This is a genomic window from Oceanobacillus sp. FSL K6-3682, from assembly GCF_037976165.1.
GTDB classification, from domain to species: Bacteria; Bacillota; Bacilli; order Bacillales; family Amphibacillaceae; genus Oceanobacillus; species Oceanobacillus sojae.
In genome coordinates, this window is record NZ_CP150263.1 from 4,578,266 (window position 1) to 4,601,771 (window position 23,506).

21 protein-coding genes are annotated in these 23,506 nt (G+C 37.7%); 9 read left to right on the plus strand and 12 right to left on the minus strand.

Features of this window, described 5'->3' with window-relative positions; genetic code table 11:
- Positions 1-453 precede the first annotated feature (453 nt).
- The 4 genes from MHH51_RS22165 to MHH51_RS22180 form a co-directional block, all read right to left on the minus strand.
- Entirely contained in the window at positions 454-1,578 is a 1,125-nt protein-coding gene (locus MHH51_RS22165; protein WP_339283627.1) for a M20 peptidase aminoacylase family protein, read from the minus strand.
- A 314-nt stretch (positions 1,579-1,892) separates the two neighbouring features.
- On the minus strand, positions 1,893-3,695 hold the full coding sequence (locus MHH51_RS22170; RefSeq protein ID WP_339283628.1) for an ABC transporter substrate-binding protein: 1,803 nt from the start codon (positions 3,693-3,695) through the stop codon (positions 1,893-1,895).
- Positions 3,696-3,986: 291 nt separating this feature from the next.
- Positions 3,987-5,480: an ABC transporter permease gene (locus tag MHH51_RS22175; RefSeq protein WP_339283629.1), complete on the minus strand. Its 1,494-nt coding sequence runs from the start codon at positions 5,478-5,480 to the stop codon at positions 3,987-3,989.
- 17 nt (positions 5,481-5,497) lie between these two features.
- A complete protein-coding gene (locus MHH51_RS22180; RefSeq protein WP_339283631.1) occupies positions 5,498-6,910 on the minus strand; it encodes an ABC transporter permease in 1,413 nt (470 codons plus the stop codon).
- Between the two features lie 380 nt (positions 6,911-7,290).
- Here MHH51_RS22180 and MHH51_RS22185 point away from each other — a divergent pair, with 380 nt between their 5' ends.
- From MHH51_RS22185 to MHH51_RS22225, 9 genes are all read left to right on the plus strand, one after another.
- Complete coding sequence (locus MHH51_RS22185) at positions 7,291-9,000, plus strand: ABC transporter ATP-binding protein (protein ID WP_339283632.1); 1,710 nt, start codon at positions 7,291-7,293, stop codon at positions 8,998-9,000.
- Positions 9,001-9,253: 253 nt separating this feature from the next.
- On the plus strand, positions 9,254-10,045 hold the full coding sequence (locus tag MHH51_RS22190; RefSeq protein WP_147211328.1) for a DeoR/GlpR family DNA-binding transcription regulator: 792 nt from the start codon (positions 9,254-9,256) through the stop codon (positions 10,043-10,045).
- A gap of 18 nt (positions 10,046-10,063) precedes the next feature.
- On the plus strand, positions 10,064-10,885 hold the full coding sequence (locus MHH51_RS22195; RefSeq protein WP_339283633.1) for a BtpA/SgcQ family protein: 822 nt from the start codon (positions 10,064-10,066) through the stop codon (positions 10,883-10,885).
- Between the two features lie 46 nt (positions 10,886-10,931).
- Positions 10,932-11,210 carry a PTS sugar transporter subunit IIB gene (locus MHH51_RS22200; protein ID WP_339283635.1) on the plus strand — a complete coding sequence of 93 codons (279 nt, stop codon included), beginning with the start codon at positions 10,932-10,934 and terminating at the stop codon, positions 11,208-11,210.
- Between the two features lie 20 nt (positions 11,211-11,230).
- Positions 11,231-12,574: a PTS transporter subunit IIC gene (locus tag MHH51_RS22205; RefSeq protein WP_339283637.1), complete on the plus strand. Its 1,344-nt coding sequence runs from the start codon at positions 11,231-11,233 to the stop codon at positions 12,572-12,574.
- 36 nt (positions 12,575-12,610) lie between these two features.
- Complete coding sequence (locus MHH51_RS22210; RefSeq protein WP_147211332.1) at positions 12,611-13,099, plus strand: PTS sugar transporter subunit IIA; 489 nt, start codon at positions 12,611-12,613, stop codon at positions 13,097-13,099.
- Positions 13,100-13,122: 23 nt separating this feature from the next.
- Positions 13,123-13,806 carry a ribulose-phosphate 3-epimerase gene (rpe, locus tag MHH51_RS22215; protein ID WP_147211333.1) on the plus strand — a complete coding sequence of 228 codons (684 nt, stop codon included), beginning with the start codon at positions 13,123-13,125 and terminating at the stop codon, positions 13,804-13,806.
- A complete protein-coding gene (locus tag MHH51_RS22220) occupies positions 13,803-14,897 on the plus strand; it encodes a M42 family metallopeptidase (protein ID WP_156986181.1) in 1,095 nt (364 codons plus the stop codon). Before rpe ends, MHH51_RS22220 begins: the two co-directional genes overlap by 4 nt.
- A 9-nt stretch (positions 14,898-14,906) precedes the next feature.
- Positions 14,907-15,698: a Cof-type HAD-IIB family hydrolase gene (locus tag MHH51_RS22225; protein ID WP_156986182.1), complete on the plus strand. Its 792-nt coding sequence runs from the start codon at positions 14,907-14,909 to the stop codon at positions 15,696-15,698.
- A gap of 482 nt (positions 15,699-16,180) precedes the next feature.
- Here MHH51_RS22225 and MHH51_RS22230 read toward each other — a convergent pair whose 3' ends face one another.
- From MHH51_RS22230 to MHH51_RS22265, 8 genes are all read right to left on the minus strand, one after another.
- Positions 16,181-16,810, minus strand: coding sequence for a class II aldolase/adducin family protein (locus MHH51_RS22230; RefSeq protein WP_198048629.1), 630 nt, complete (start codon positions 16,808-16,810; stop codon positions 16,181-16,183).
- Positions 16,811-16,838: 28 nt separating this feature from the next.
- Positions 16,839-17,486 carry a class II aldolase/adducin family protein gene (locus MHH51_RS22235; protein WP_156986184.1) on the minus strand — a complete coding sequence of 216 codons (648 nt, stop codon included), beginning with the start codon at positions 17,484-17,486 and terminating at the stop codon, positions 16,839-16,841.
- Positions 17,486-18,406, minus strand: coding sequence for a PfkB family carbohydrate kinase (locus tag MHH51_RS22240; RefSeq protein ID WP_339283640.1), 921 nt, complete (start codon positions 18,404-18,406; stop codon positions 17,486-17,488). Before MHH51_RS22240 ends, MHH51_RS22235 begins: the two co-directional genes overlap by 1 nt.
- Position 18,407: 1 nt before the next feature.
- Positions 18,408-18,626, minus strand: coding sequence for a hypothetical protein (locus MHH51_RS22245; RefSeq protein WP_147211339.1), 219 nt, complete (start codon positions 18,624-18,626; stop codon positions 18,408-18,410).
- Positions 18,627-18,811: 185 nt separating this feature from the next.
- A complete protein-coding gene (locus tag MHH51_RS22250) occupies positions 18,812-20,164 on the minus strand; it encodes a PTS transporter subunit IIC (RefSeq protein ID WP_339283642.1) in 1,353 nt (450 codons plus the stop codon).
- 23 nt (positions 20,165-20,187) lie between these two features.
- The gene (locus tag MHH51_RS22255) at positions 20,188-20,466 is read right to left on the minus strand and encodes a PTS sugar transporter subunit IIB (RefSeq protein WP_077602637.1); all 279 of its coding nucleotides are present in this window, start codon (positions 20,464-20,466) and stop codon (positions 20,188-20,190) included.
- 1 nt (position 20,467) lies between these two features.
- On the minus strand, positions 20,468-20,941 hold the full coding sequence (locus MHH51_RS22260) for a PTS sugar transporter subunit IIA (RefSeq protein WP_147211341.1): 474 nt from the start codon (positions 20,939-20,941) through the stop codon (positions 20,468-20,470).
- Positions 20,919-22,913 (minus strand): PRD domain-containing protein, encoded by a 1,995-nt coding sequence (locus MHH51_RS22265; protein WP_186813675.1) that lies wholly within the window; start codon positions 22,911-22,913, stop codon positions 20,919-20,921. The genes MHH51_RS22260 and MHH51_RS22265 overlap by 23 nt, the downstream gene beginning before the upstream one ends.
- Positions 22,914-23,506 lie beyond the last annotated feature (593 nt).

The window sequence follows — 23,506 nt, forward strand, 5'->3', positions numbered from 1 at the left end:
AGAAGCATAGATAGCAGGTTTTATTGATAAGACAATACATTCTCGCAGGAAATAAAGCATATAAAAATAAAAAGCAGCTTTTTAAAAAGGTCTGGTAAAATGGGCAGGCCTGAGGAAGTAGATTCTACTAAAATTGTCTTGTCTTTTGATAAATTTATTGAAAAACAGTCTATACAGATACAAATAATAAAAAAGCGATAAGGGTATTTAGCATAGTTGAATACTTCCTTATTACTGGTTTAATATTCCATAAATGGTTCATATTAGATTAAAAATCATACTAAAATTATTTCTTTCACTCTTTCTATAAAAATATCTAAGAGCCGAAGTTTACCCTTGACTTAAGTTCCTCTTTATACATATCTATCTTATATACCAACCTAAAAAGCCGATTTCTACCGCAAATGCAGTAAAAACCGACTATTTTCATCCTAACAATCTAACTTCCTATCATTAATCCTGATATACTTTCAAAATAGCTTTTGTTAAAATATCTACACCCGTTTGAAGCGCATCCTTATCAAAGGCCATATCTGGGTGATGTAATCCAGGCCCTAAATCACATCCTAATCCGAGCATCGTTGCCTTTAATTCTGGTTTTTTCACAGTATAGAAATGGAAATCATCTCCGCCCGGAGTGAGAAGCGGCTCTACAATATTTTCCTCGCCCAGCACATCCTTCACTGCTGCACGCATAAAGCTTGTTGCTTCCTCATTTGTTTCAGCTGCCGGCACACCATGAAAATAGGAGATATCAATATCAACATCATAAAGATTTCGGACAGAATCTAGAATACCATCTACTTTCTTCACCAGCAGGTCCATCACTTCATTCGTCTGCGCACGTAAATCTAAACTGAACGATGCGTTTCCCGGAATAATATTAGAGCTCTTAGCACCTGCCTGAAATTTCGTCATTTTCGCTGAATGCGGGACTCTTGGGTCCATATGGATCTGCCCCAGCATATTGACAATCTGCATGCCGACTTCAATCGCATTATCATTCAAATGCGGGCGTGCGCCATGTGCATCTTCCCCTTTAATGACCGCTTCATATGTTTTCGTTGCACCATGAACAATAACTGGAGCAGCCTGTCCTGCAGCGGCTTCCTGCTTAGGTCTGAGATGAACGCCAAACAGGTAATCCACGTCTTCTACAACCTTCTCCTCTACCATTTTCAGCGCACCGCCGCCAGCTTCTTCAGCAGGCTGATAAATAAACTTAATTGCAACTTTATCCTGGATCCCCGGGATTTGCTGTAATGTCCATAGCACACCTAATACAATTGACATATGTGCATCATGCCCACAGGAATGGTTTGGCTGAAATTTCCCGTTCACTTCCTGCCATAATGCATCCATATCTGCACGGACACCTATTACTGGCAAACCTTCATCAAAATTTCCAAGCTTTCCAATGACGCCGGTGTGGTCTGGAAAGGTAATTGTTTCACAGCCTGCTTCTTCTAATCTTTCTTTTATGTATTTGGTAGTCTCTACTTCTTCCCAGCTGATTTCTGCATGTGTATGCAGGTACTGAAAAGTTTCTAACACGCTTTTTTCTATGTTTTCTCCCATTTGTCTTCCCATCCTTCTTGGTATTGAAAGTAAATAAATTACATTTTTTAAGTATTCTTATTATTTCGTATTGATTTGAAGTATAAACGCTACTATCGGCAATTTCAAGTTATTGAAATTCCAAAGAGAGTGCTTTTATCGTACAAATCTTGATGGGGAATTACTTTTTGGTAAAGGGAAAGCAGTTATAAAAAGAAACTATCTTCCGTGAGGACTCATTATAATGGATAAAACATCCTTGTTGTTGCAGTCATAGATCAAAAAAAAAAGCAAAGTCAGGATGAAGAAAAATCCTGACTTTGCCTCTTTTTATATTACTCTGATAAACCTTCTTGTAACAGGCTCTGCGCCTGCTCAGGATCTGCTTTCAGCTCCAGCCCGGTATCTACTAATGAACTAAGAGTAGAAACAGCCGGTAATTTATTGCCTTCATAGAAGGAGATAAATTCTTCCTGATTAATAGAATATAGTACCGCTTGGCGTAATGCTACATTATCAGCAAGCTCGCTATCTTCCAAATTAAAGCTCAGATAGGAAACACCGTTACTCTCGTTTTGCTGTAAGGTTAAACTATCATCCTCTTCCACTGTGTCATAACGGTTTTCAGCCACACCATTCAGGATGTGAATCTCATTATTACGGAGCGCAGATAATGCACTTTCCGGGTCCTGAATGAATTTCACTACTACTTCGCTGATTTTAGGCTCATATTCTGATCCAGGCATATACCCGGGATTCTTCACGAAATCTGCTTCATAGTCATTTTTAGAAACCATAATGTACGGTCCACTTGCATAAAGCGTGTTTTCTTCATTACTATCTTCCAGCACAGTCCGCTGGTCACCATAAGCAACATCTTCATTGACATCATAGTCTTCTACATCAAACGTATTGATGCTTTCCACCTGATCCTTTGATACAATACCGGCTGACTGATGTGCAAGATAGTTTAGTACCTGCGGGAACGGATCTGCTGTTGTAATTTTTACAACCTGATAGGTTCCTGCATCATTATCCGCCTCTGTTTTATCCGTCGTTAATGAATCAATCTCTGTATCAAGTCCTTCTTCTAATGCCTGTTTAATTGTATTTCCGTCTATGGAAGCAGTATCCTCTAATTCAGAAAGATCATCTACAATTTCAATCGTTTCCATACTTTCATGCAGACTGTAAGTACGATGATCCGGAACAGAATTTGGATCTTTCGCCCGTTCTAAACTGAATTGAACATCCTCTGCACCTACACGGTCACCTGTATCAACTGCTGTATCGCCGTCTACCTCTGCAAAATTAATATCGTCACGAAGTAAGAAATAAAAATCCTGGCTGCCATCCGCAATCACGTGATTTAAAGAAAGCGAACCATCGGAAACGACTTCATCATCATCTGTTAAATTGACTAAACGAACATACATATTTGTATTTAACGTATTAATAGAACCGTCATTTCCTTTAATTGGATCTAATGAAGTTAAATCACTAATTGCCTGGTGAACAAGTAAAGGCTCACTATCACGTAAGGATGTATCATTATAGTCTACATTTTCCCATACTGCCGCACGTGATTTTGGCAGACGGACTGTTTCTTCATTAATAATATCTTGATTTACACCCTGCGCTTTTAAAGAAATATAAAGCGGTGCAATATACGCCTGATCAAAAACAATTTGTTCCTCTAATTCTTTATATGTTTCTTCATATTCGCCCGGCAATTCGGTACTTGCTTTATCTACAAGCTCATCTGCTTTTTCATCTGCGAATAACGAATTATCACCATCTGAGGTGAACAGAGAACGGACAGCATAATCCGGGTTTCCAGTAACTGTTGTCCAGCTGTTCAGGGCAATATCATAATTCCCTGCATCACGCTGTGTTGTAAAGCTGCCGTAATCCGGCTGAATATTTAATTCTACGTTAAAGCCTGTATTTGTTAATTGATCACGCAGAATATTTACGTCATTTTCCTGCGTACTTGTTGCTAATATCTCAATTGTCGGCTGGTCTGCATCTGCACCACCACCGCCTGAACCTTCTTCCTGAACATCAGATTCTGTACTCACACACCCTGCTAACAGCAGAGCAAGTACGAGTAAAAAAGAAAAACTCCATTTCTTCATTTTCTGTATTCCCCCTTATAAGTGTGTGTTCAAAAAGTCCGATAAATAGAATCAAGAAGTTCAAGGCGGCTAGCGTTTCCGAACGGACTTCCACAGGATGTGGTGACTTCTGTATTGTCCACAGGACGTGGACGGTCTTAACAGAAGTTCCTCCATGCTCTTATATACGTGAGTAACGCTTTTGGCGGGGCGAGTAATCGCAGTCCCAGTCCCATCGGAAAACGCTAGTCAACGCAGAAATTCGCCATGTCATCTTTATTGGACTTTTTGAATATCCTCTATAATATAAAATTAATTTATTTTTGGATCTAACGCATCACGCAGGCCATCCCCTAAAAAGTTAAAGGCTAAAACCAGCAAAATAATCGCTATCCCCGGAAAAATCGCTAAATATGGTTCGGTTTCTAAATAAGAACTCCCGATCCGGAGGACATTCCCCCACTCTGGAACATGAGGCTCTACACCGAGTCCCAAAAAGCTTAAACTGCTTGTTGCAATAACTGCTCCGCCAATTGTTAAGGTAGCTTTGACAATCATCGGAGCAAAAGCATTTGGAATAGCATGCTTGGTCAGGATCTTCCAATCCGATTCTCCCAATGCTTTGGCTGCTTCAATATATTCTAAATTCGATACCATTAAAATATTGGCCCGCATCGTTCTTGCATAAATCGGAATCGACCCGATACTTAAGGCAATAATCAAATTGATTGTACTGGATCCAAATGCTGCGATAATAGCAATAGCCAATAAAATCCCCGGAATGGCATACAAAGCATCCATCACACGCATAATCACCTGATCGGTAGCTTTATAATAATAGCCTGCCAGCGCCCCCAGTAACCCGCCGATAATCATTGGAATAATTGTTGTCAATAAACCAATGACCAGGGAAATCCTTGCTCCAAAAATAATTCTGGAAAATACGTCACGGCCGAAGTTATCCGTTCCGAAGGGGTGCACGAAGCTCGGCTCCTGCAGCAGGGAGCTGTAATCATTTGCCGTTGCAAAGCTGGTTACAAACGTACCAAAGCTGGTAATGGATATTGAAAAGGTAAAGATAACAAATAATAAACCAATCATTGCTGTAAAGCTTTTACCCAGCTTTATCCAGAAAAACTGCCATTTATCAATCACGGACTGGTCTTTCTTAGAGATTTTTAACAGGATACTGTAAGCAAGAATAAATCGGAATATATTTCCTGTTAAAGTGGCAATAAATAAAAACACTGCTAGCAATGGCAATGACTTTTTCCCGGCCAATGAGGTATCATATTGCCGATGAAAGAAAATTACCAAAGCTATATCAATAATTAATAATGCCAGTAAAATACCCATAGATAACATGAAATTATTAGATACATAGGCTTTAAATAAATTCAATGATGTAACCGCGATAATAAGAAAATCTGTAATGAGCATATAATATGCAAATGTATATTCAATAGATGTGTTCTTCTTTAAAAGCCGAAAGGCAAATGTTGCTGTAAAAACATTTCCGCAGGCTAACGACAGAACCTGTACTGCAGCCAGCATACGTGTACGATTCCCGATTTCTCCTGTTTTCAATAAATCTTTACGTAATAAAAGCACGATAAAAAGCTGATATAAGCTGTTTATCAAAAAGATAACAGTAAAAATGCTGAAAACGGTATGAAATGTATTCGTGCCAAAATCATAGCTATTGAATAAAAAAATCAACGTTAATACGAGCGATATAACAAATGCAAAGTGACCGTGCTTATACAGATCGGATCGCTTTAAAGACTGTAGATTAGCATGATTCATGTAAGCCTCTCACCCTCCTAACTATTCTTCATTTGCGAACGGATACGCGGATTCAGCATCGCATAAACAAGATCTACAATTAAATTAACAATTGAAATGGTAATAGCGATATAAACGACACCTGCCAAAATTGCCGGCGTGTCGGGAATAAATTGTTTATCTACAATATAGCTTCCTAAACCGCTGATATTAAAAACTTTTTCCGTTACGGCAGCTCCGCCGAGCATACCGCCAAACTGCAGCCCGATAACCGTTAAAATAGGAATCCAGGCATTTCTCAGCGCATGACCAATAAATGTCTCTCTTCCAGTCAGCCCTTTGGCTTTTGCAGTAATCATATAATCCTCATTCATGACCTCCAGCATAGATGAGCGTGTCATTCTGGCAATCGCTGCAGCCAGCCCTGTTCCTAGTACCACAATTGGCATAATCAGCGATAAAAAGTTTCCTGGTGAATAACTCGACGGCAGGAGATCTCCCTGAATCGAAAAGGTAAGAATGAAAATAAGACCTTGCCAAAAGCTCGGGATAGACAAGCCAATCAAGGCAATGAACATAAACGTATAATCCCAAAAAGAATTAACACGTGCTGCCGAAATCATCCCTACCGGCACAGCGATAATAACTGCCAGAATAAGAGAAGAAATCGCTAAAATCAGTGTCACAGGAAAACGATTTGAAATACTATTCATAATCACTTCATTGCCTGTATAAGAATGCCCTAAATCAAACGTCAGAATGCCGCTTAACGCATGCCATAACTGAACGAAATAAGACTGATCCAAGCCATACTGAATATTAAAAGCATCACGCTGCGCCTGTGTAGCAGACTCACCCAATATATTGGCAGCTGCATCAGACGGCGAAATATACAGAATGGTAAATACAATCACGATAACAGAAATAATTACAAAGAACGTCATAACGACCCGTTCAAATACAAAACGCCGAAAAGCACCTTGATAAATAAAGTACATACTGTAAGCTAAAATTCCAGGAATAAATGTAGGTATGAGGAAACGCTTATCCAGCAAAAGACCATGGAAAAATTCCATATAGTTCATCGGCTTTCTTGTCTCTAATCCCAGTTCTTCCTCCAAAATTGCTTCGGAGCGCTTCTTGAGCTGCTGCTGAACAAATTTTTCTTTTTCTGTCTCTTTTATCGGGCGCTGGAAGTATGCCTGCTTTTTATCATATTGCTTTTCATAATCACTTTTTAAAGCTGCATATGCTTCTGATTGTATAAAAGTATGCATTTTTTCCTTAAACAAAGCATCATATGTATTAGACTTTCTTTTACTGAAATAGATACAGAGAGCAATAATATGAATTGGAAACCCGATTAAAAATTGAATCCACCTCAGGAAAACCTGACGATAAACAATCAAAAACCCGCGGGATAACACATTCTCGGATGATGAATTTTGCAATAAGTTTCTTACTCCCTTCTTAAAATCTTGATAATTCCTACCTTTTTAGTATAGAATATGCTTATTAGGAATTATAGAAAGGAATGATGTAATTGTCAAATTAATTTTACTGACTTTGAGTTCCTTACCGTTTTAGATTTCACAGAGTAAGAGTTTACTATATTTTAAAGTCTTAAAATTAATTGTAATAACATTACACACTTCCTGTTATATATATGTATATATTCAGAGTCTTGTTTATTCACCCTGAAAAAATTTATTCTTATATATTTTATTGAAATGACAATTTGTCTTACATTTTTATCAGGTTAAATGTTCTGCTGCTCTGGTGTACAGGAATATATAATAAGTCAAATATATAATTAAATGGAGATATGATAATGAAAGACATATTAAGTGTTAAAAATTTATCTGTTCATTTTCAGACTACGGAGCAGAAGGTTCAGTCCGTTAACCAAATTTCTTTCTCCGTCAAAAAAGGAGAAACCTTAGGGATTGTTGGTGAGTCTGGGTCAGGAAAAAGCGTTACAGCAAAAGCAATTATGCAGCTGCTTCCCGGCCAGTCCGCACATATCCAAGCGGAAACAATAGAATATGAAGGAAATAATCTGGCAAATTATTCTGACCATGATATGCAGAAAATTCGCGGTCAGGAAATCAGTATGATATTTCAGGACCCAATGAGCTCTTTTAACCCGACAATGAAAATCGGTAAGCAAATTGATGAAGTAGTCAGCAAACACCGTAGGATTTCTGCACATAAAGCGAAAGAAGAAACGATTGAAATGCTGAAGCTGGTCGGGATAACCTCACCTGAAGAACGGTATCATCAATATCCACATGAATTCTCAGGTGGTATGCTGCAGCGTGCAATGATAGCAATGGCCTTAATCTGCCGGCCAAAGCTATTAATTGCTGATGAACCGACGACTGCATTAGATGTACGTATTCAGGCACAAATTCTGCAATTAATGAAAAACCTGCAGGAGAAATTTAATATGAGCATCATTTTGATTACTCATGATTTTGGGGTTGTTGCAGGTATGTGCGACCGGATTGTTGTCATGAAGGATGGAAAAATTGTTGAACAAAACGACACAGCATCCATTTTCACTCATCCTGAGCACCCTTATACACAACGGCTGCTTCATGCCTTGCCGCGAATTGATCAAAAGAAAGCAAACAGATACACGAAATCATTTCAAGATACTGAGGCCTTAATTAACGTGAAGGATTTGAAAAAGATTTTCCCGTTAAAATTAGGCGGCCTTGTGCATGCAGTTGATGATATTGACTTTCACATCAGACCTGGTGAAACATTAGGATTAGTAGGAGAATCCGGCTCTGGAAAATCAACGACTGGACGCCTTATTCTGCAATTACAGCAGGCAACAGAAGGAGAAATTCTTTTCGGTGGAATGGGAATCCATGACTTTAATCGCAAAGAACTCAAAAAGCTCCGCAGAGACGTTCAAATTATTTTCCAGGATCCTCAAGCCTCGTTAAATCCGAGAATGAAGGTGCTTGATATTATCGGTCAGCCGCTGGATATTCATAAGCTATGCAAAACAAAAGCTGAGAGGCGAGCCCGGGTCGAGGAGCTATTAGAGCTGGTAGGTCTGACAAAGGAACACGCCAACAGGTATCCGCATGAATTTTCAGGAGGACAGCAGCAGCGTATTGGTATCGCCCGGGCGCTGGCTGTAAAACCGAAATTTATTGTTTGCGACGAGCCGTTATCCGCTCTGGACGTTTCCATTCAATCACAGATTGTGGATTTATTAGAGGAATTACAGGAAAAGCTTGGTTTAACCTATCTATTTATTGCACATGACCTGGCAATGGTAAAGCATATATGTGACCGGATTGCAGTAATGTATTCCGGCAAAATTATTGAGGTGGCAGAAAGCGAGGAGCTTTATGAAAATCCACTTCACCCCTATACTAAATCACTGCTGGATGCGGTGCCTATTCCAGATCCGGGAATTGAAGCGAAAAAGATTCGGGAACATAATATCAAGACAGAAACCTATCATTTTGAAAAAAATTGGTTAGAAGAAGTAAGACCGGAGCATTGGATGCTTGTATAAAGACAGATAATCATAAAAAATCTCCAGCTATTCTGCACAGAATAGCTGGAGATTTTTTTGTTTTCATGGATTTATAAAGCTGATCATGATTTTTTGTGAAGTATTTTTTAATATCATTCAACTTTTTTAGAAAAACAGGCATAAAAAGCATTAACAAAAAATAAAAATTACTATCACGGTACAAAACACCTCATGTTCCTGCCATAAAAAATCATAAACAATCAAATGAAATCATACATTAAACAAGGAGTGGATGGAGATTTTACCAGCAGAAAGATTAGAGTCATTACTGGAGTTTATAGATGATAAAGGAACAGTAAATATCATCGATTTAACAAATAAATTTAATGTTTCCAAACCAACTATCTTACGCGATTTAAAAGAATTAGAGAAACAGAATCTTATTATCCGGATTCATGGAGGAGCTAAAAGTAAAAAATTGAAAGGAACCCGATTTGAGCCCCGTCATGTTATCAAAGAGCAGGAAGCCATCCAGGAGAAAGAAGAAATTGCGGAACTGGCTTTCAAACATATCCAGCCTGGGGAAACCGTTCTTCTGGATTCCGGTACAACAACCTTGCTGCTCGCTAAAAAACTAGCATCACACTGCACTGAAAATATAACAGCCATTACGAATGACATTAAAAACGCCATGGTTCTCAGTGAAAATGACCTCATAGACATCGTTGTTATCGGCGGACAAAAGAGAAAGGGGGTGTATAGCTTAAATGGACCATTTGCAGAAGATATGCTGCGTCAGCTCAATGTAGATAAAGTATTTTTAGGAACAGATGCTATTAACGCGGATAAAGGATTAACCAATTCCAACATTGATGAAACCAACATAAAAAAAACAATGATAGACATTGCCAATGAAATTATCTTACTGGCAGATGACAGAAAGTTCAACCAGGTAGCATTTTCATCCGTCGCCGGAATAGATGCACTAGATAGAATTATAACAAATAAACCTTTATCCGATACAGAAATGAAAGATTACAAAAAAGCGGGGATCTCAATAGATACCCCTAAAGCAAAAAACTGAAGAGAAAGGAAGTTATTGATGACTTGGTTAAAAGAAGTAATTGGAACAGAAAAAGCAATTATCGCAATGTGTCACCTGCAGCCCTTACCCGGAGATCCATCCTATGACTATAAAAAAGGAATGGATTATGTCATTGAAGAAGCACGCAAAGATTTAAAGGCATTACAGGATGGCGGTGTAGATGCTGTTATGTTTTCCAATGAATTCAGTCTTCCTTATTTAACAGAAGTAAAAACCGAAACAGTTTCTGCGATGGCCAGAGTAATCGGAGAACTGATGAATGATATAAGAATACCTTATGGCGTTAACGTATTATGGGATGCAAAACGTTCCCTTGATTTAGCCGCTGCCACCGGGGCTCAATTTGTCCGTGAAATATTTACCGGCGTATATGCCAGTGACTTTGGATTATGGGACACAAATGTCGGTGAAACCATCAGACATCAGTATCACCTGCATGCCCAGGATGTAAAACTGCTGTTTAATATTCTGCCTGAAGCAGCAAAATATGTTGCTGACCGAGATATCAAAGATATTGCCAAATCTACTGTATTTAACAACCGCCCCGATGCACTTTGTGTTTCCGGATTAACTGCTGGAGAACAGACAGATTCTCAAATCTTGAAAAAAGTAAAGGAAACTGTCCCTGATTGCGTGATACTGGCAAATACGGGAGTACGTATTGAGAACTTAGAGCAGCAGCTGGCAATTGCGGATGGTGCAGTAGTTGGAACAGCATTCAAATATGATGGGAAATTTGAAAACAGGGTTGATCAAAAGCGTGTAGAAGAATTTATGAATAGAGTAAAAGCCTTTCGGGAGACAGCTATTCAAGCTTAACAGTAGAGAATAAGAAATCAATCTTAATTAAAGGAGAGGTCAATATATGAAAAAAGTAATCGTAGCATGCGGCGGCGGAATTGCAACTTCAACATTAATAGCGGATAAAGTCCGCCAGACATTGGACGAAGCAGGAATTGATTATCAACTCACACAGACTACCTTATCTGAATTAGTTTATGAGAATAGCGATGCAGACCTAATCGTGACAAGCATGAGGGTAGAATCCGACTTTGGGGTTCCTGCCCTTTCTGGAGCCGGTTTCTTAACCGGGATTAACGAGGAGGCTATTAAAGAGCAAATTATAAGCGCTTTATCCGACTAAAGCATAAAGGAGAGCTTAACATGCAAAGTGTTGTCGATTATATATTATCCTTAGGAGCAACTATTTTTGTCCCTATTGTTCTTTTTATAGTTGGTTTAGCATTCCGTTTAAGCATACTGAGAGCGATGAAAGCTTCTGTAACTGTCGGTGTCGGATTTTTAGGTCTCAATTTAGTCGTCAGCTTAATAGGTGATTATCTTTCACCATCTGTACAAACCATGGTTGAGCGGTTCGGCTTAAATTTATCTGTTATTGATTTAGGATCAGGAACCTCTGCCGGGATTGCTTTTTCAACAACTGTAGGAGCTTTTATCATCCCGATTATTTTTGGCCTGAACGTACTTCTATTAATCAGCAAGCTGACCAAAACGATGAATATTGATATTTTCAACTACTCTCATTATGCACTGACGGGATCTGTAGTTGCTCTCATTACCTCAAACTTATTTTACGGTATTATGGCTGCAATTTCTCACGCTATCTTCTCACTTATCGTTGCTGATTTAACAGCAAAAAAAGTTCAAAAGGTTATTGGTATTGAAGGGATATCCATCAGTCAAGGGTTCGCTACTTCTACCGTCCCCTTCTATGCTTTGATGGATAAGATATTCGATAAAATACCAGCTCTAAACAACAGGAAAATGGATACGAACTTTATTCAAAAGAAGTTTGGAATGTTTGGAGATCCAGTGATTATCGGAGTTATCCTGGGCGTAATTATTGCTATATTGGCAGGCACAAGCTTCGTGGATGGCAGTCAGCTGGTCATTGTAATCACAGGTATTATGATCCTTTTCCCGCGTGTTATCCGGATTATTGTAGAAGGGCTGATGCCCATTTCAGATGCTGCGAAAAAATTCTTTCAAACAAAATTTAAAGGCAAAGAATTCTTTATAGGACTAGACTCAGCAGTTACATTAGGCCATCCGACAACCATTACAGTAGGAATCTTAATTATTCCTATTACACTCGTCTTAGCCGCCATCCTGCCGGGCAATAAAGTGCTTCCTCTCGCAGATTTAGCTTTTGCTCCTTTTTTTATCTGTATGGCAACGATCATGCATAAGGGGGATGTTATCAGAACGCTGATCAGCTCTACCTTCAATATGGTATTAGTGCTTTATATAGCTACCTTCTTTTCTTCTTATTATACAGACTTAGCCAGCGCTGGCGGATTTATCGAATCTGTGGGCGGAACAGAAGTATCTGCATTATATATTGGAAATGTGTTTAACTTTATTATTACCATTTTAATGAGAATGGAAGTATTAGGATTTATTATCCTGGCACTATTTATTATCGTGTTGTACTACTTCGTATTTAAAAAGATAAATAGAAAAGAAGAGCCCGAAGAGACATCATAAATATTATTATCTAAAAGCACTACTGGAGGTTCTGGAATGAATCACAATAAAAACGGAGATAAATTAAAATTTGATAAAGATATGATTATGCTGAATATCCGTGCCAGTTCATCGGATGAATTACTGAAGGAAATAAGTCAATTATTCTATGACAAAGATTACGTCCATGATTCTTTTAAACAAGCAATTATAAAACGTGAAGAACAATATCCGACCGGGCTGAAGACAACTTCCATAGGTGTTGCTATTCCACATGCAGATCCAGTCCATGTGAAGCAGGAAAGCTTAGCTGTAGGAATCTTAAAGGATGCAGTTACCTTTAATGAAATGACTTCAGGTGAACCTCTAAACGTGGAAATCGTTTTTATGTTAGGAATTACTGATTCGGGTCAACATTTAATCATGCTGAAGGCAATTTCTGAAATATTGAGAGATAAAGAAAAATTATCGAACATTCGATATGCAGCTACAAAAGAGGAAGTCTATCAATGTATCCTTCCTTATATAAGCGAATTATTAGAATAAACAAGCAGGAGGCTTGAATAAAGTTGAAAAAACAAATCCTGGCTCCGTCCATTTTAAACGCTGATTTTTTACATTTAAGCAGTGAAATTGATATTGCTGAAAAAGGCGGAGCGGAATTTTTACACTTGGATGTGATTGATGGTATATTTGCGCCCAGTATTTCATTTGGAGCTAATATAATCTACTCGATAAGAACCTATACTGATCTGTTTTTGGATGTTCATTTAATGATTAAAAATCCAAGTCAATATATAGCTGATTTTGTCCATGCTGGTGCTGACAGCATTACTGTTCATGCAGAGGGAGCCATTCATCTGCACCGGCTAATCTATCAAATAAAAGAGCACGGTATAAAAGCAGGCGTTGCTTTAAACCCGGCGACACCCATTTCTTTGATAGAACCCATCTTATCAGATATTGATATGGTACTTCTAATGACCGTAAATCCCGGTTTCGGAGGACAGCCCTTTATTAAAGAAGTTTTATCAAAAATAACAATGCTGAGCCATTTAAAATCCAGCAGAGCGTATTCCTTTGCTATCGAAGTTGATGGCGGGATTACACCGCAAGAAGCATTATGGTGCTCTCAACGAGGAGCAAATATCTTTGTTGTCGGATCATATATCTATTATAAAGCAACCGAAACAGAAAAATTACAGGCAATGAAAAATATAAAAAAGTCTTTAGAAACAGGTGATTCAAAATGAATATGAACGAACATCTGAAGGCATTATCCATGATAAATGCTGTCAGTTCACAAGAAGATGCAGTGATTGATTATATGTATCATTATTTTTCTAAACAAATGGAGTACGTTGAAGTGGATACAATAGGCAATGTGATCGGGTTCTTACCTTCTAACAAGCCAAACAGCAAAAGAATAATGATTTTTGCCCACATGGATGAAGTAGGGTTTATAGTAAGACATATTGATGAAAATGGTTTCTTATTTTTCGAACGAATCGGCGGTGCTAATGTGAATGTTCTTCCAGGTAATCAGCTTCAAGTACTGGGGGATAAAGGAACGGTCACCGGAGTTGTTGGAACAAAAGCATATCACTTCTTAAAACCCGAAGAAAAAGGGAAGTTTCCCGCACAAGATCAGCTATATATTGATATTGGAGCAGTCTCTAAAGAGGAAGCATATCAAAAAGGAATACGGGTTGGAAGCACTATCTGCTTTCAAGCAAGCTATCTGGAAAGAGAGAATGGCCGGGTGACAGGAAAAGCGATGGATAACCGGGTTGCCTGCACAGTCTTATTAGAATTAGCAGAACAATTAAGTTCAGCTCAAGCATCCTTAGAGTGGGATATATATCTGGTTGCATGTGTCCAGGAGGAATTTAATATCAGAGGTGTCCTGCCAGCAGTCAGGAAGATAAAACCCCATGTCTCTATCGGCTTAGATGTGACACCAGCATGTGATACACCCGAACTGACAAATTATTCTGATGTTGGCTTAGATAAAGGCCCTGCACTTACATTTCTTAACTATCATGGAAAAGGAACACTTGCTGGTGTTTTGCCAGATTCCAAATTAATACAATCTCTAATAAAAACATGCCAAGCAAATAAAATTAACTATCAGAGAGAGGTAGCAGTAGGCGTCATCACAGAAAATGCTTTTATTGTTTTTGAAGAAGCAGGCATCGCTACTGCCAATATTTCCATCCCGACACGCTATACACATACACCAGTAGAAACAGTCAGTCTTCGGGACGTCAAACAAACCATTCACTTATTATATGAATTTTTGACAAGCTTAACAGAAAAAAGTACTTTCGGAAAAGCAAGGTAGGTTATAAATATGCAGACAAAGAACCGTGATTATAAAGTTTGTTTTTTGGATATTGATGGCACACTGGTTGATAACAATAAGCAAATTTCTAACCAAACCAAGAAATCTCTGGATCAAATAAGAAATAGAGGCGTAGAAGTGATTATCGCTACCGGGCGTCCTCCCTACCACTTTTCCAGCATTGCAGAGGAACTAAAGATTAATTCATTTGTCAGTTTTAACGGTGCTTATTCTGTTTATAAAGGAGAAGTCGTTCATAAGCACGGAATGGATACATCCGCTCTGCAAGAACTTATTGAATATGCCGGCATGAAACAACATCCATTAGTTTTTTCAAGTGAAAAGAAGTCTGTCAGTAATACACTTAATCATCGTGAAATTATACAAACCTTTAAAGACTTACATTTGAATTATACACCAGAATTTCATCCTGATTTTTGGAAACAAGCAACCTTGTTTCAAGCAATGGTATATTGTAAAAACAGAGAAGAAATTGATTATATTCAAAAATTTCCGGAGTTATCTTTTGTCAGATGGCATGAATTCGCTATTGATGTCATGCCCCAATCTATTTCAAAAGCATCTGGCATTAAAGAAATGCTTTCGTTTTTAAATGTAGCTCCCGACGAGGCTATAGCTTTTGGAGACGGACTGAATGATAAAGAAATGCTAGATTTTGTAGGTGTAGGGATTGCTATGGAGAATGCACATGAAGAACTCTATCCTTATGCAGATATCATTACAAAATCAAATGAAAATGAAGGAATCACACATGGTTTAAAGCTGTTAAAATTAATATAGATAAATATAAAATAATCCCAAATACACATGGCAGATAGGGATTATTTTATATTTTTTCCATTTACGTTAGATACTAATTGCATCACTTTACCTAATTTATCTATGCTTAGCTTAAAGGCTTTATGTTAGCACAGGCCCTCCAAGACTCGCTATGAACGAATGACTAATTTTTTCTCTACGAGTACGTTGCGTTATTTGGCATGCTATCTTCCAAAATATTTTCGGGAAAATCTAATTTAAACGCTTGTGCTCTCTTTATGTAAGCTTTTAAATATCGGAGCTGATGGAATTCCGTCCAAGTTTACATCCTTCATATACAATGCTGACAAATAACCAACTATATGTCCTGATTTTTTCAGAGCTAAGCTCGTATACAACAAGCAGCAATTTTTAATGAAGTGAATAATCACAGTTTCATTAAAAAATTGCTGCTTGTAAATGTTTGTCCTTTATATCTGTTTTTAAAATTTGTTTGTCTTCCCTTAGTTACTAGTATACGTTTTAAAACCTTCTAACGCTTCATCCAACTCTTCTTCCGTTAATGGATTGACACTATTCAATACATGACTTCCATAGGAAAGTAATGCCAGCTCTTCAATTGCTTCCGCCCTTCTATAAGCATCCGCTAATGTATCTCCGACAGCTACAACTCCATGATTAGCTAACAATACACCGTTTGCATCTCCTAATGTCTCTACAGCATACCCGGCAAGCGATTCAGATCCATACCTGGCATATGGCGCAACAGAAACTTCTCTGCCAATATCTGCAATGACATAATGGACCGGAGGAATAGCTTTATGTGCACAAGCAAAAATAGTTGCATAAGTAGAATGCGTGTGGACAATCGCTTTTATTTCTTCTTTTTGTAAATAGATATTGGTATGCATTGGTGTTTCAGAGGATGGTTTACGATTGCCCTCTATGACTTTTCCTGTTGTAAGATCTACTTTCAATACATCCTCTTCTGTCATTTCATTATAAGGAAGTGCAGAAGGTGTAATGTACATCATATCTTCTTCTCTCACACTTACATTTCCAGCTGTCCCCACTACCAGTCCTGTTTCATAGCACTGCTTTGCTATTTTTACTATTTCATTTTGAATAGACATAATTTCTCTCACTTCCTTCGCTTTTGTTTTATTCATCCAAATTATAATGATAATCCTTCTGAAAATCGATATTCTCGCCAACTTTTGAAAGAAGATACATTTTGTAGGCAACATAAGCATTGTATTCTATTCTTTCAACCATATCGTATGCTTTTTCCAATGACTTATCTGCCACCACCAGACCATGTCTTTCTAATAATAGTCCGGCAGGTATTTTATCTGCATCCCGTTCTGCAATTGTTTCTCTGACTAAAGCTGCTAATTCCGGAGAAGTTGCCGGTCGATAGTCTAAACATGGGATATCACCGATTTTTTGAGTAGCTTCTGTAATATTTGGCATATCTTTCCCCATGCTCGCCCAAACCATAGATTCTTTTGCATGCGCATGAATAACACAGTTAATAGCAGGATTCTCTTCATAACAAGCCATGTGCATATTGATTTCTCTTGTTAGTCTCCCTTCACCCTCGATAATATTTAATTCCTTATCTACTACTAAAATTTGAAACGGACTTAAATCACAGCGGTAGTTTTGAGACATTAAAGTAGGTGTCATAATAAAATGTTCATCACTAACCTTTAAACTGAGATTTCCACCGGCTGCATTCGTTTGAAATCTATCAAACATGGTCTTTACAATCTCACACATTTTCTTTCTCTCTTCTGAATATAGCATTATATCACCTCATGTATTTTTAAATTATTTTCAATAAAATCAAAGTCTTCCTTATTAATTTGACAGCTGCTGTAATGCTGTACTTTGCTGGTAGAACAGAGAATTCCCCACTTAACCCTGTCTGAAATATCATATCCATTGGCAACACCATAAATATAACCGGTCACAAATGCGTCCCCTGCTCCTGTATCACTCTGAACCTCGACTTTAGGAGGGACAGCCTGATAGAATGTGTTCTCGACTTTATACAATGCACCTTCAGAGCCTAAACTGCATACCGCATTTGGCACTTTTTCGCAAATACGGTTAAACTTTTGATGGATCGGCTCATCTCCAGGAAATAAATCATTCATCTCGTGCTTATTTGGTTTAATAAAATCTATCTTTTCCTCGATAGCTACAGCCAAGTACTCACCTGCCACATCACATGCAACATAAGCATTTTGCTCTTTCAACAGGCGAATAAGATACCTGAAATCCTCAACAGAAAATCCTTGTGCCGGTTTTCCAACAACAGCAATATCCTCCGAATGAATGTTTTCTTTGATATATGAATACAGTTTTGCTTTATCGCTATCTGAAACCTTTAATCCTCTTTCTGTTATCATATAGCTGCCGCCGCTGTTATTAATCACAATAATACTTTCCCTGGTTCGTTGATCAGGTATGTTGATAAATTCATGATTCATGTGGTATTTATCAAAGATGGATACTAACTCTGCTTTGTTTAGCTCTCCTGAAAATCCGGTGGCCCTATTAGGTGTATCTCCAAGCTGTTCCAATATAGCTGATACATGCGTTGGCTTTCCGCCAAGATCAACATATCTTTCTTTGGTTATATTGTTTTTTTCAGGAGTCAGATCACCCTCAAGGTAAACAATTCTGTCTATTGCCGGATTTGGTGTAATTGTATAAATCAAATTATCCCTCCTTTCTTGCCAGCTTTTCTCTCATCTTCCCTAATCTATTTTTATATGCTGAGAATAAAATATCCTCTGCATATAACTTCACTAGAATGCTAATAATAAAAGCCGTAACCCACATACTTAAATCTTTTGTGAAGAAACCAATTACCATTAGCAGAAACGCTAAGACAACCATAAAGGACCAAAACAGTTTCGATTTTAAAATAAAATTCAATGGTCTCACTCTTTCATGTTTATATTATGGGTTCAAAAAGTCGGTAAATTAGAAGCAAGAAGATCAAGGCGACGTGGTTTTTACGAACGGAGCGTATGCTTCCAAATACGTGAGTATCGGAAAGAACACGTCAACGCAGAGATTCGCCGCTTATCATTTGGTGACTTTTTGAACATCCTCTTATATTATTTTTCTGCTTCATTAAAATATTTTTCATTATCTCTCTTTCTTCCAAAATAGAATATGATGAACAGTCCAAGCCAGACGATGGCCCCTAAGATTCCCCACCATTCTCCAGCCATTGCATTCGCAAACACTAATTTAAATTCACCATTTTCAATTGTGCTCCATGTCAACATACTTCCGGCTTCTACATTTACCGAACCCGTTTCATTTGCCAGCCTCGTTATATAAGGGGCAAAGTATGTGGAAATATATAAGAAAACAGGCGCTGTAATGACCCCGTATATAATGGATCTCACAAGGTTTCCTCTAGTCAGCAGGACTACTGCAACACATACTGAAAGGTTAACGATACCCCCAAACGGCAATACAGCATTTCCCGGTAATATGACGGAGAACAACAGCATTACAGGGATAATAACGATTGCAGATACCCAAATTTCGTTCCTGCCCGCTAGAATCGGCCAATCTAAACCAATAAATATCTCTCTATCACCAAAACGCCTCTTCATAAACTCTGAAATTGCGTCGGAAATAGGTGACAACGCTTGCATAAACAACTTAGAAACCATTGGAAATAAAGTTAAAGCTGTGGCAGCTTGAATACCTAAAACAAGTGAATCCTGTATTCCATAGTTTGCTGCCAGCCCCAATAAGAAGCCTATGAGACCACCCATAATGTGGTTTTCCGCAAATACGCCAAGCTTATCTCTTAATGCCTCTGCATCCATCTTTTTATTTAAGAAAGGTACTTTGTCCATTAATTTATCGATTGGATAAAGTAACGAAGCAATAATTGTCATATGGTGTGGTACAGTAACTCCTGGTATTCCAGTAAGATCTTCTATTTCCTTTCCCCAGATGTCGCCGATCTTCAGCTCGATAATAACCTGGATGCTGGCAACAACGAAACCTAAAACCACGCTGCCGGAAAGAAACATAACCAAAATGGCAGTGAATATTTTTCCCCATACATTCCACATATCTACATTAAGTGTTTTAGTCAGTTTGAAGGCCAGCATAACAATATTAATCCCTACCGTAATTGGGAACATAAGAAATGCTAAAGGCCACGACCAAGTAATGGCTGCAGCTGTCGTCCATCCACCGTCAACGGCATTTAAATTAATACCTGTATTTTCAGCAAATGATTGCGCAGCAGGACTGATGGAAGCCAGCATAAAATCAACAACTAATGACATACCTGAAAAGGCTACTCCAAAAATGATTGCTGCGCTTAATGCATCTTTAAACTTCATCCGTGCAATGAGTCCGATAACTAGCATAATTAAAGGGACAAACACGGGAGCACCCATGTCTAAAATATATTCAACAATATTTTGCAAAAAGTCCATCTGTCTTCTCCTTCCTTTACATTTTAATTTTTAAGGATTTGAATCAGCTTTTCTGTCTCTTCCTGAATCCCCATACCAGTCAGGAAAGCAATCCCGTTTAACATTGGAATATCATATTCTTTACCACCCTTTGTAATAGAAATATAGACATCCGCCGATTTAATATAGCTGTTTAGAGACTTAATATCGACTGCCTCAACATTTGCTTTGATTTTATTTTCATCTAAAATTCTTTTTACCTTTGAAGCTACTGTCTGACTTGTTGCTACACCACTTCCGCAAGCTACGATAACATTTTTCATTTTAATTTCCTCCTGTTAAAAAAGTATTTAGTTTTTTCTCAAGCTGTTTTGTATCTTTTTCCTCGAAAATTATTTTGGAGAACTCCTCTGTCTGGAAAAGCTCCATTAATGTTGAAAGCAATATCGTCTGGTTCTTTGGTTCTGTAATTCCAAGGAAGAAAATAAGCTTTACACTTAATTCCTCACTGGCATTTCCCATGTTTTGAAATTCAAGCTCATCCCGCAGTTGAACAAGGTAAATAAAAGGAGTTTTTACATGAACAGCATCCGTATGCGGGATAGCAATATTACAGTAATTTGTTCTTAAACCGGTAGGAAAACTACGCTCTCTTTGAATCAGGGCATCCTGATAAGAACCTTTTACATATCCCTGTGACACTAGGTCCTGAGCTACCTCTTCAAAAAGCTTTTCCCTGCTTGGATAAGGGTGATTCAATTTCATTAATCTGGAGCTAAATAAGCTCTTGAATTCCATCTTTGCATCTCCTTTCGATGAGCTTAAATGCGTCTTTATCGGTAGAATTATATAAAGTATCCATAAACTCAATATCCATAAAAAGACTATTTAACTGTAATAATTTTTTCACATGAGAGTTATCTTTATTAGGAGATAAACATAAAACACAAGTCTTTATCCTGGGATTGACCACAAGCTGAAAGTCTTCACAATATGCACCATCGTTATGATGTGCATGAGGCAAGTAGACTTCCGGACCAATCAGCATAGATTCATATTTCTGTTTGAAGATGTGCAAGGCTGCACCTGTATACGCAGGTGCAATGGATTCTCGTTCCTGCATTTTCTCCAAGCCAATTTGCGCCATTTCAAAAATATTATTCACGTGGACAATGCTGACCTGTTCCTGTCTTAAAATTGAATAGCTTGTATCTGTATTTTCTTTGTCATCCTGAAAGAAACGATGTGCTTTCTCCTTGATATCCTCAAACTTTTCTTCTGGTATGACGTCACGCAGAAAATTCATTAATTGTTTTGTTTTAATACTTGGATTGGCAACAATATGGTTCTCTACCTTATTGATAAATTCTTTTCGCTTTTTTTCATCGAAAAGATTGACCATAACAAAAATTTTCTTATCTGTCTGAAGCGGAGCGGTAGTAAAAACAATATCGATATCTGGATTCTCCTGATAAAATCGCCGCTCGCTATATGTTCCCAGGAAATTGATATTTGGGAACATATCCTTCAGCTGTACATTCATTAATTCAGATATGGAGTGACCACTCTGACATACGACAATTGCTGTGACTTCTTTATTATTCTGATAAGCATCATTGTTGACCTGATACATATGTCCAAGCACAATCATAGAAAGGTAAACAATTTCAGCTTCACTAAGAGTTATCTTTTTATACTCATCTACAATTTCCTTAATTACTTCATAGACGGGATAATATCGATTAATAAAGTCCTTTTGTATAGGATTTTCAAGGGTTAAACCCAATCGTTTCCTGATTAAAGCAGGGCTTAGATGCTGCATTAATTTTTTCTTAAATTGATTATCCTGGAAGTTGAATGCCAGCCTGTCCTCCAGCTTTTTAATAATAAAGAAAACAAATTCTTCTACTTCCGTTTCACTTGCCAGACTTGAATCCAGGTCAATTCGATTAGCTCCCAGGAAGATTAAAGATAAATAGGTCAAATCCTGCATTGATAAATTGGGATATTCCCAAAATAATTCTTGAATTTTTTTGAACTCACTCGTCTGATTCAATTCTTGATACTTAATAGACAGGCTCCATTCTTCTTTTATAACGCTTGCCCGTTTAATCATGATCAGAATAATATAGGGCAGCTTTGAAAGATATTCATCACTGAGCGTAATGTTTATCTTTCTTTCGAGCTTTCTGATTCTCTCCGTGAGCAGAAAATATTCACCTTTGGCATGAATTGCTTTATCTTCTAAAAGACTCCTTCCGTTTGGATATAAAAATAATCTGTCTATAATATTAATCAGCTCAGCTCGGATTCTGACTTCATCTCCCGCTAAATAAAAACCATCTTTTCTTGTGTATTGAATAGAAATTCCATCATCTTTTATATCACTGTTAATTGCTTTGATATCATTCGTTAGAGTATTTTTGCTGGCCAAGCAATGATCTGATAGCTCTAATAAAGATAAATATTCACTGTCATCCAGCGCAATCTTTAAAAATGCTATATCTCTCCTTACTTCTGGTTTGAATATTGGAGTCATTTCATCAATGGGAATATGATAATGACTGGCAATATTTTTACTGTGTTTGTGGGGAATATAGATAATTTCATCATTGCTTAAAATAATATCTTGATGGAACTGTGAATTGATTTTACTTTTCAGCTGCTTCAATTCTTCATAGGTTAAATTATAAGAAGTTAAAAGCTGTCGGATGCTGAGATGGTTCTCTTTTAACAAGTCACTTATAATTTGTTTCTCTGAGTACTTCATTCCGCCACCTCCCATTTGTGCACAACCTCATTATAAGACAGAATATTTCGCCATACGTGACTATTCATCACAACTTTGATTTTGGCTGTTTTATTTTTGTGATGAAGTCTGGACTTTTGTTTCTTCATAGAGAATAGCTTATTAGCTTCTGGTGCCCTGTAATTATGCCAACTGAACTAGCAGATTGATAGCAAAGATTTTTTTCAATCCATCAGGTTTCCATTCATGACTATAGCTCAGGTAAAGTAGTTCCCCACAAATATACAGGTTAGAAGAAAGCTCTACTTTCTTCTCTACACAAAAGAAAAACCGGGCAGCCCGCCCGGTTTATTTCTAGTAATAATTTAATTGATAGTCTCATAGAAACCATAATGACTTATTCGGTATTTACTTTAACCTAGTACTATATAAAAATGATAAAGTAACGGAGCAGCAAGCAATTGCTTTAGAAGGAATTAGACACTTTGAGAAGTTCTTAAGTGAAATTGGTATGCCGACAAATCTGTCACAATTAGATATTCCTGATGATAGATTTAACGAAATGGCAAAGAAATGTGTTGAATTTAGCCCAGTTGGCATCCTGTAATCTGCCT

Bases quoted from the DNA above. Each gene is read 5' to 3' on its own strand.
- MHH51_RS22165 (WP_339283627.1), bottom strand. From the start codon at position 1,578: ATGGGAGAAAACATAGAAAAAAGCGTGTTAGAAACTTTTCAGTACCTG.
- MHH51_RS22170 (WP_339283628.1), bottom strand. From the start codon at position 3,695: ATGAAGAAATGGAGTTTTTCTTTTTTACTCGTACTTGCTCTGCTGTTA.
- MHH51_RS22175 (WP_339283629.1), bottom strand. From the start codon at position 5,480: ATGAATCATGCTAATCTACAGTCTTTAAAGCGATCCGATCTGTATAAG.
- MHH51_RS22185 (WP_339283632.1), top strand. From the start codon at position 7,291: ATGAAAGACATATTAAGTGTTAAAAATTTATCTGTTCATTTTCAGACT.
- MHH51_RS22190 (WP_147211328.1), top strand. From the start codon at position 9,254: ATGGAGATTTTACCAGCAGAAAGATTAGAGTCATTACTGGAGTTTATA.
- MHH51_RS22195 (WP_339283633.1), top strand. From the start codon at position 10,064: ATGACTTGGTTAAAAGAAGTAATTGGAACAGAAAAAGCAATTATCGCA.
- MHH51_RS22200 (WP_339283635.1), top strand. From the start codon at position 10,932: ATGAAAAAAGTAATCGTAGCATGCGGCGGCGGAATTGCAACTTCAACA.
- MHH51_RS22205 (WP_339283637.1), top strand. From the start codon at position 11,231: ATGCAAAGTGTTGTCGATTATATATTATCCTTAGGAGCAACTATTTTT.
- MHH51_RS22210 (WP_147211332.1), top strand. From the start codon at position 12,611: ATGAATCACAATAAAAACGGAGATAAATTAAAATTTGATAAAGATATG.
- MHH51_RS22220 (WP_156986181.1), top strand. From the start codon at position 13,803: ATGAATATGAACGAACATCTGAAGGCATTATCCATGATAAATGCTGTC.
- MHH51_RS22225 (WP_156986182.1), top strand. From the start codon at position 14,907: ATGCAGACAAAGAACCGTGATTATAAAGTTTGTTTTTTGGATATTGAT.
- MHH51_RS22230 (WP_198048629.1), bottom strand. From the start codon at position 16,810: ATGTCTATTCAAAATGAAATAGTAAAAATAGCAAAGCAGTGCTATGAA.
- MHH51_RS22235 (WP_156986184.1), bottom strand. From the start codon at position 17,486: ATGCTATATTCAGAAGAGAGAAAGAAAATGTGTGAGATTGTAAAGACC.
- MHH51_RS22250 (WP_339283642.1), bottom strand. From the start codon at position 20,164: ATGGACTTTTTGCAAAATATTGTTGAATATATTTTAGACATGGGTGCT.
- MHH51_RS22255 (WP_077602637.1), bottom strand. From the start codon at position 20,466: ATGAAAAATGTTATCGTAGCTTGCGGAAGTGGTGTAGCAACAAGTCAG.
- MHH51_RS22260 (WP_147211341.1), bottom strand. From the start codon at position 20,941: ATGGAATTCAAGAGCTTATTTAGCTCCAGATTAATGAAATTGAATCAC.
- MHH51_RS22265 (WP_186813675.1), bottom strand. From the start codon at position 22,913: ATGAAGTACTCAGAGAAACAAATTATAAGTGACTTGTTAAAAGAGAAC.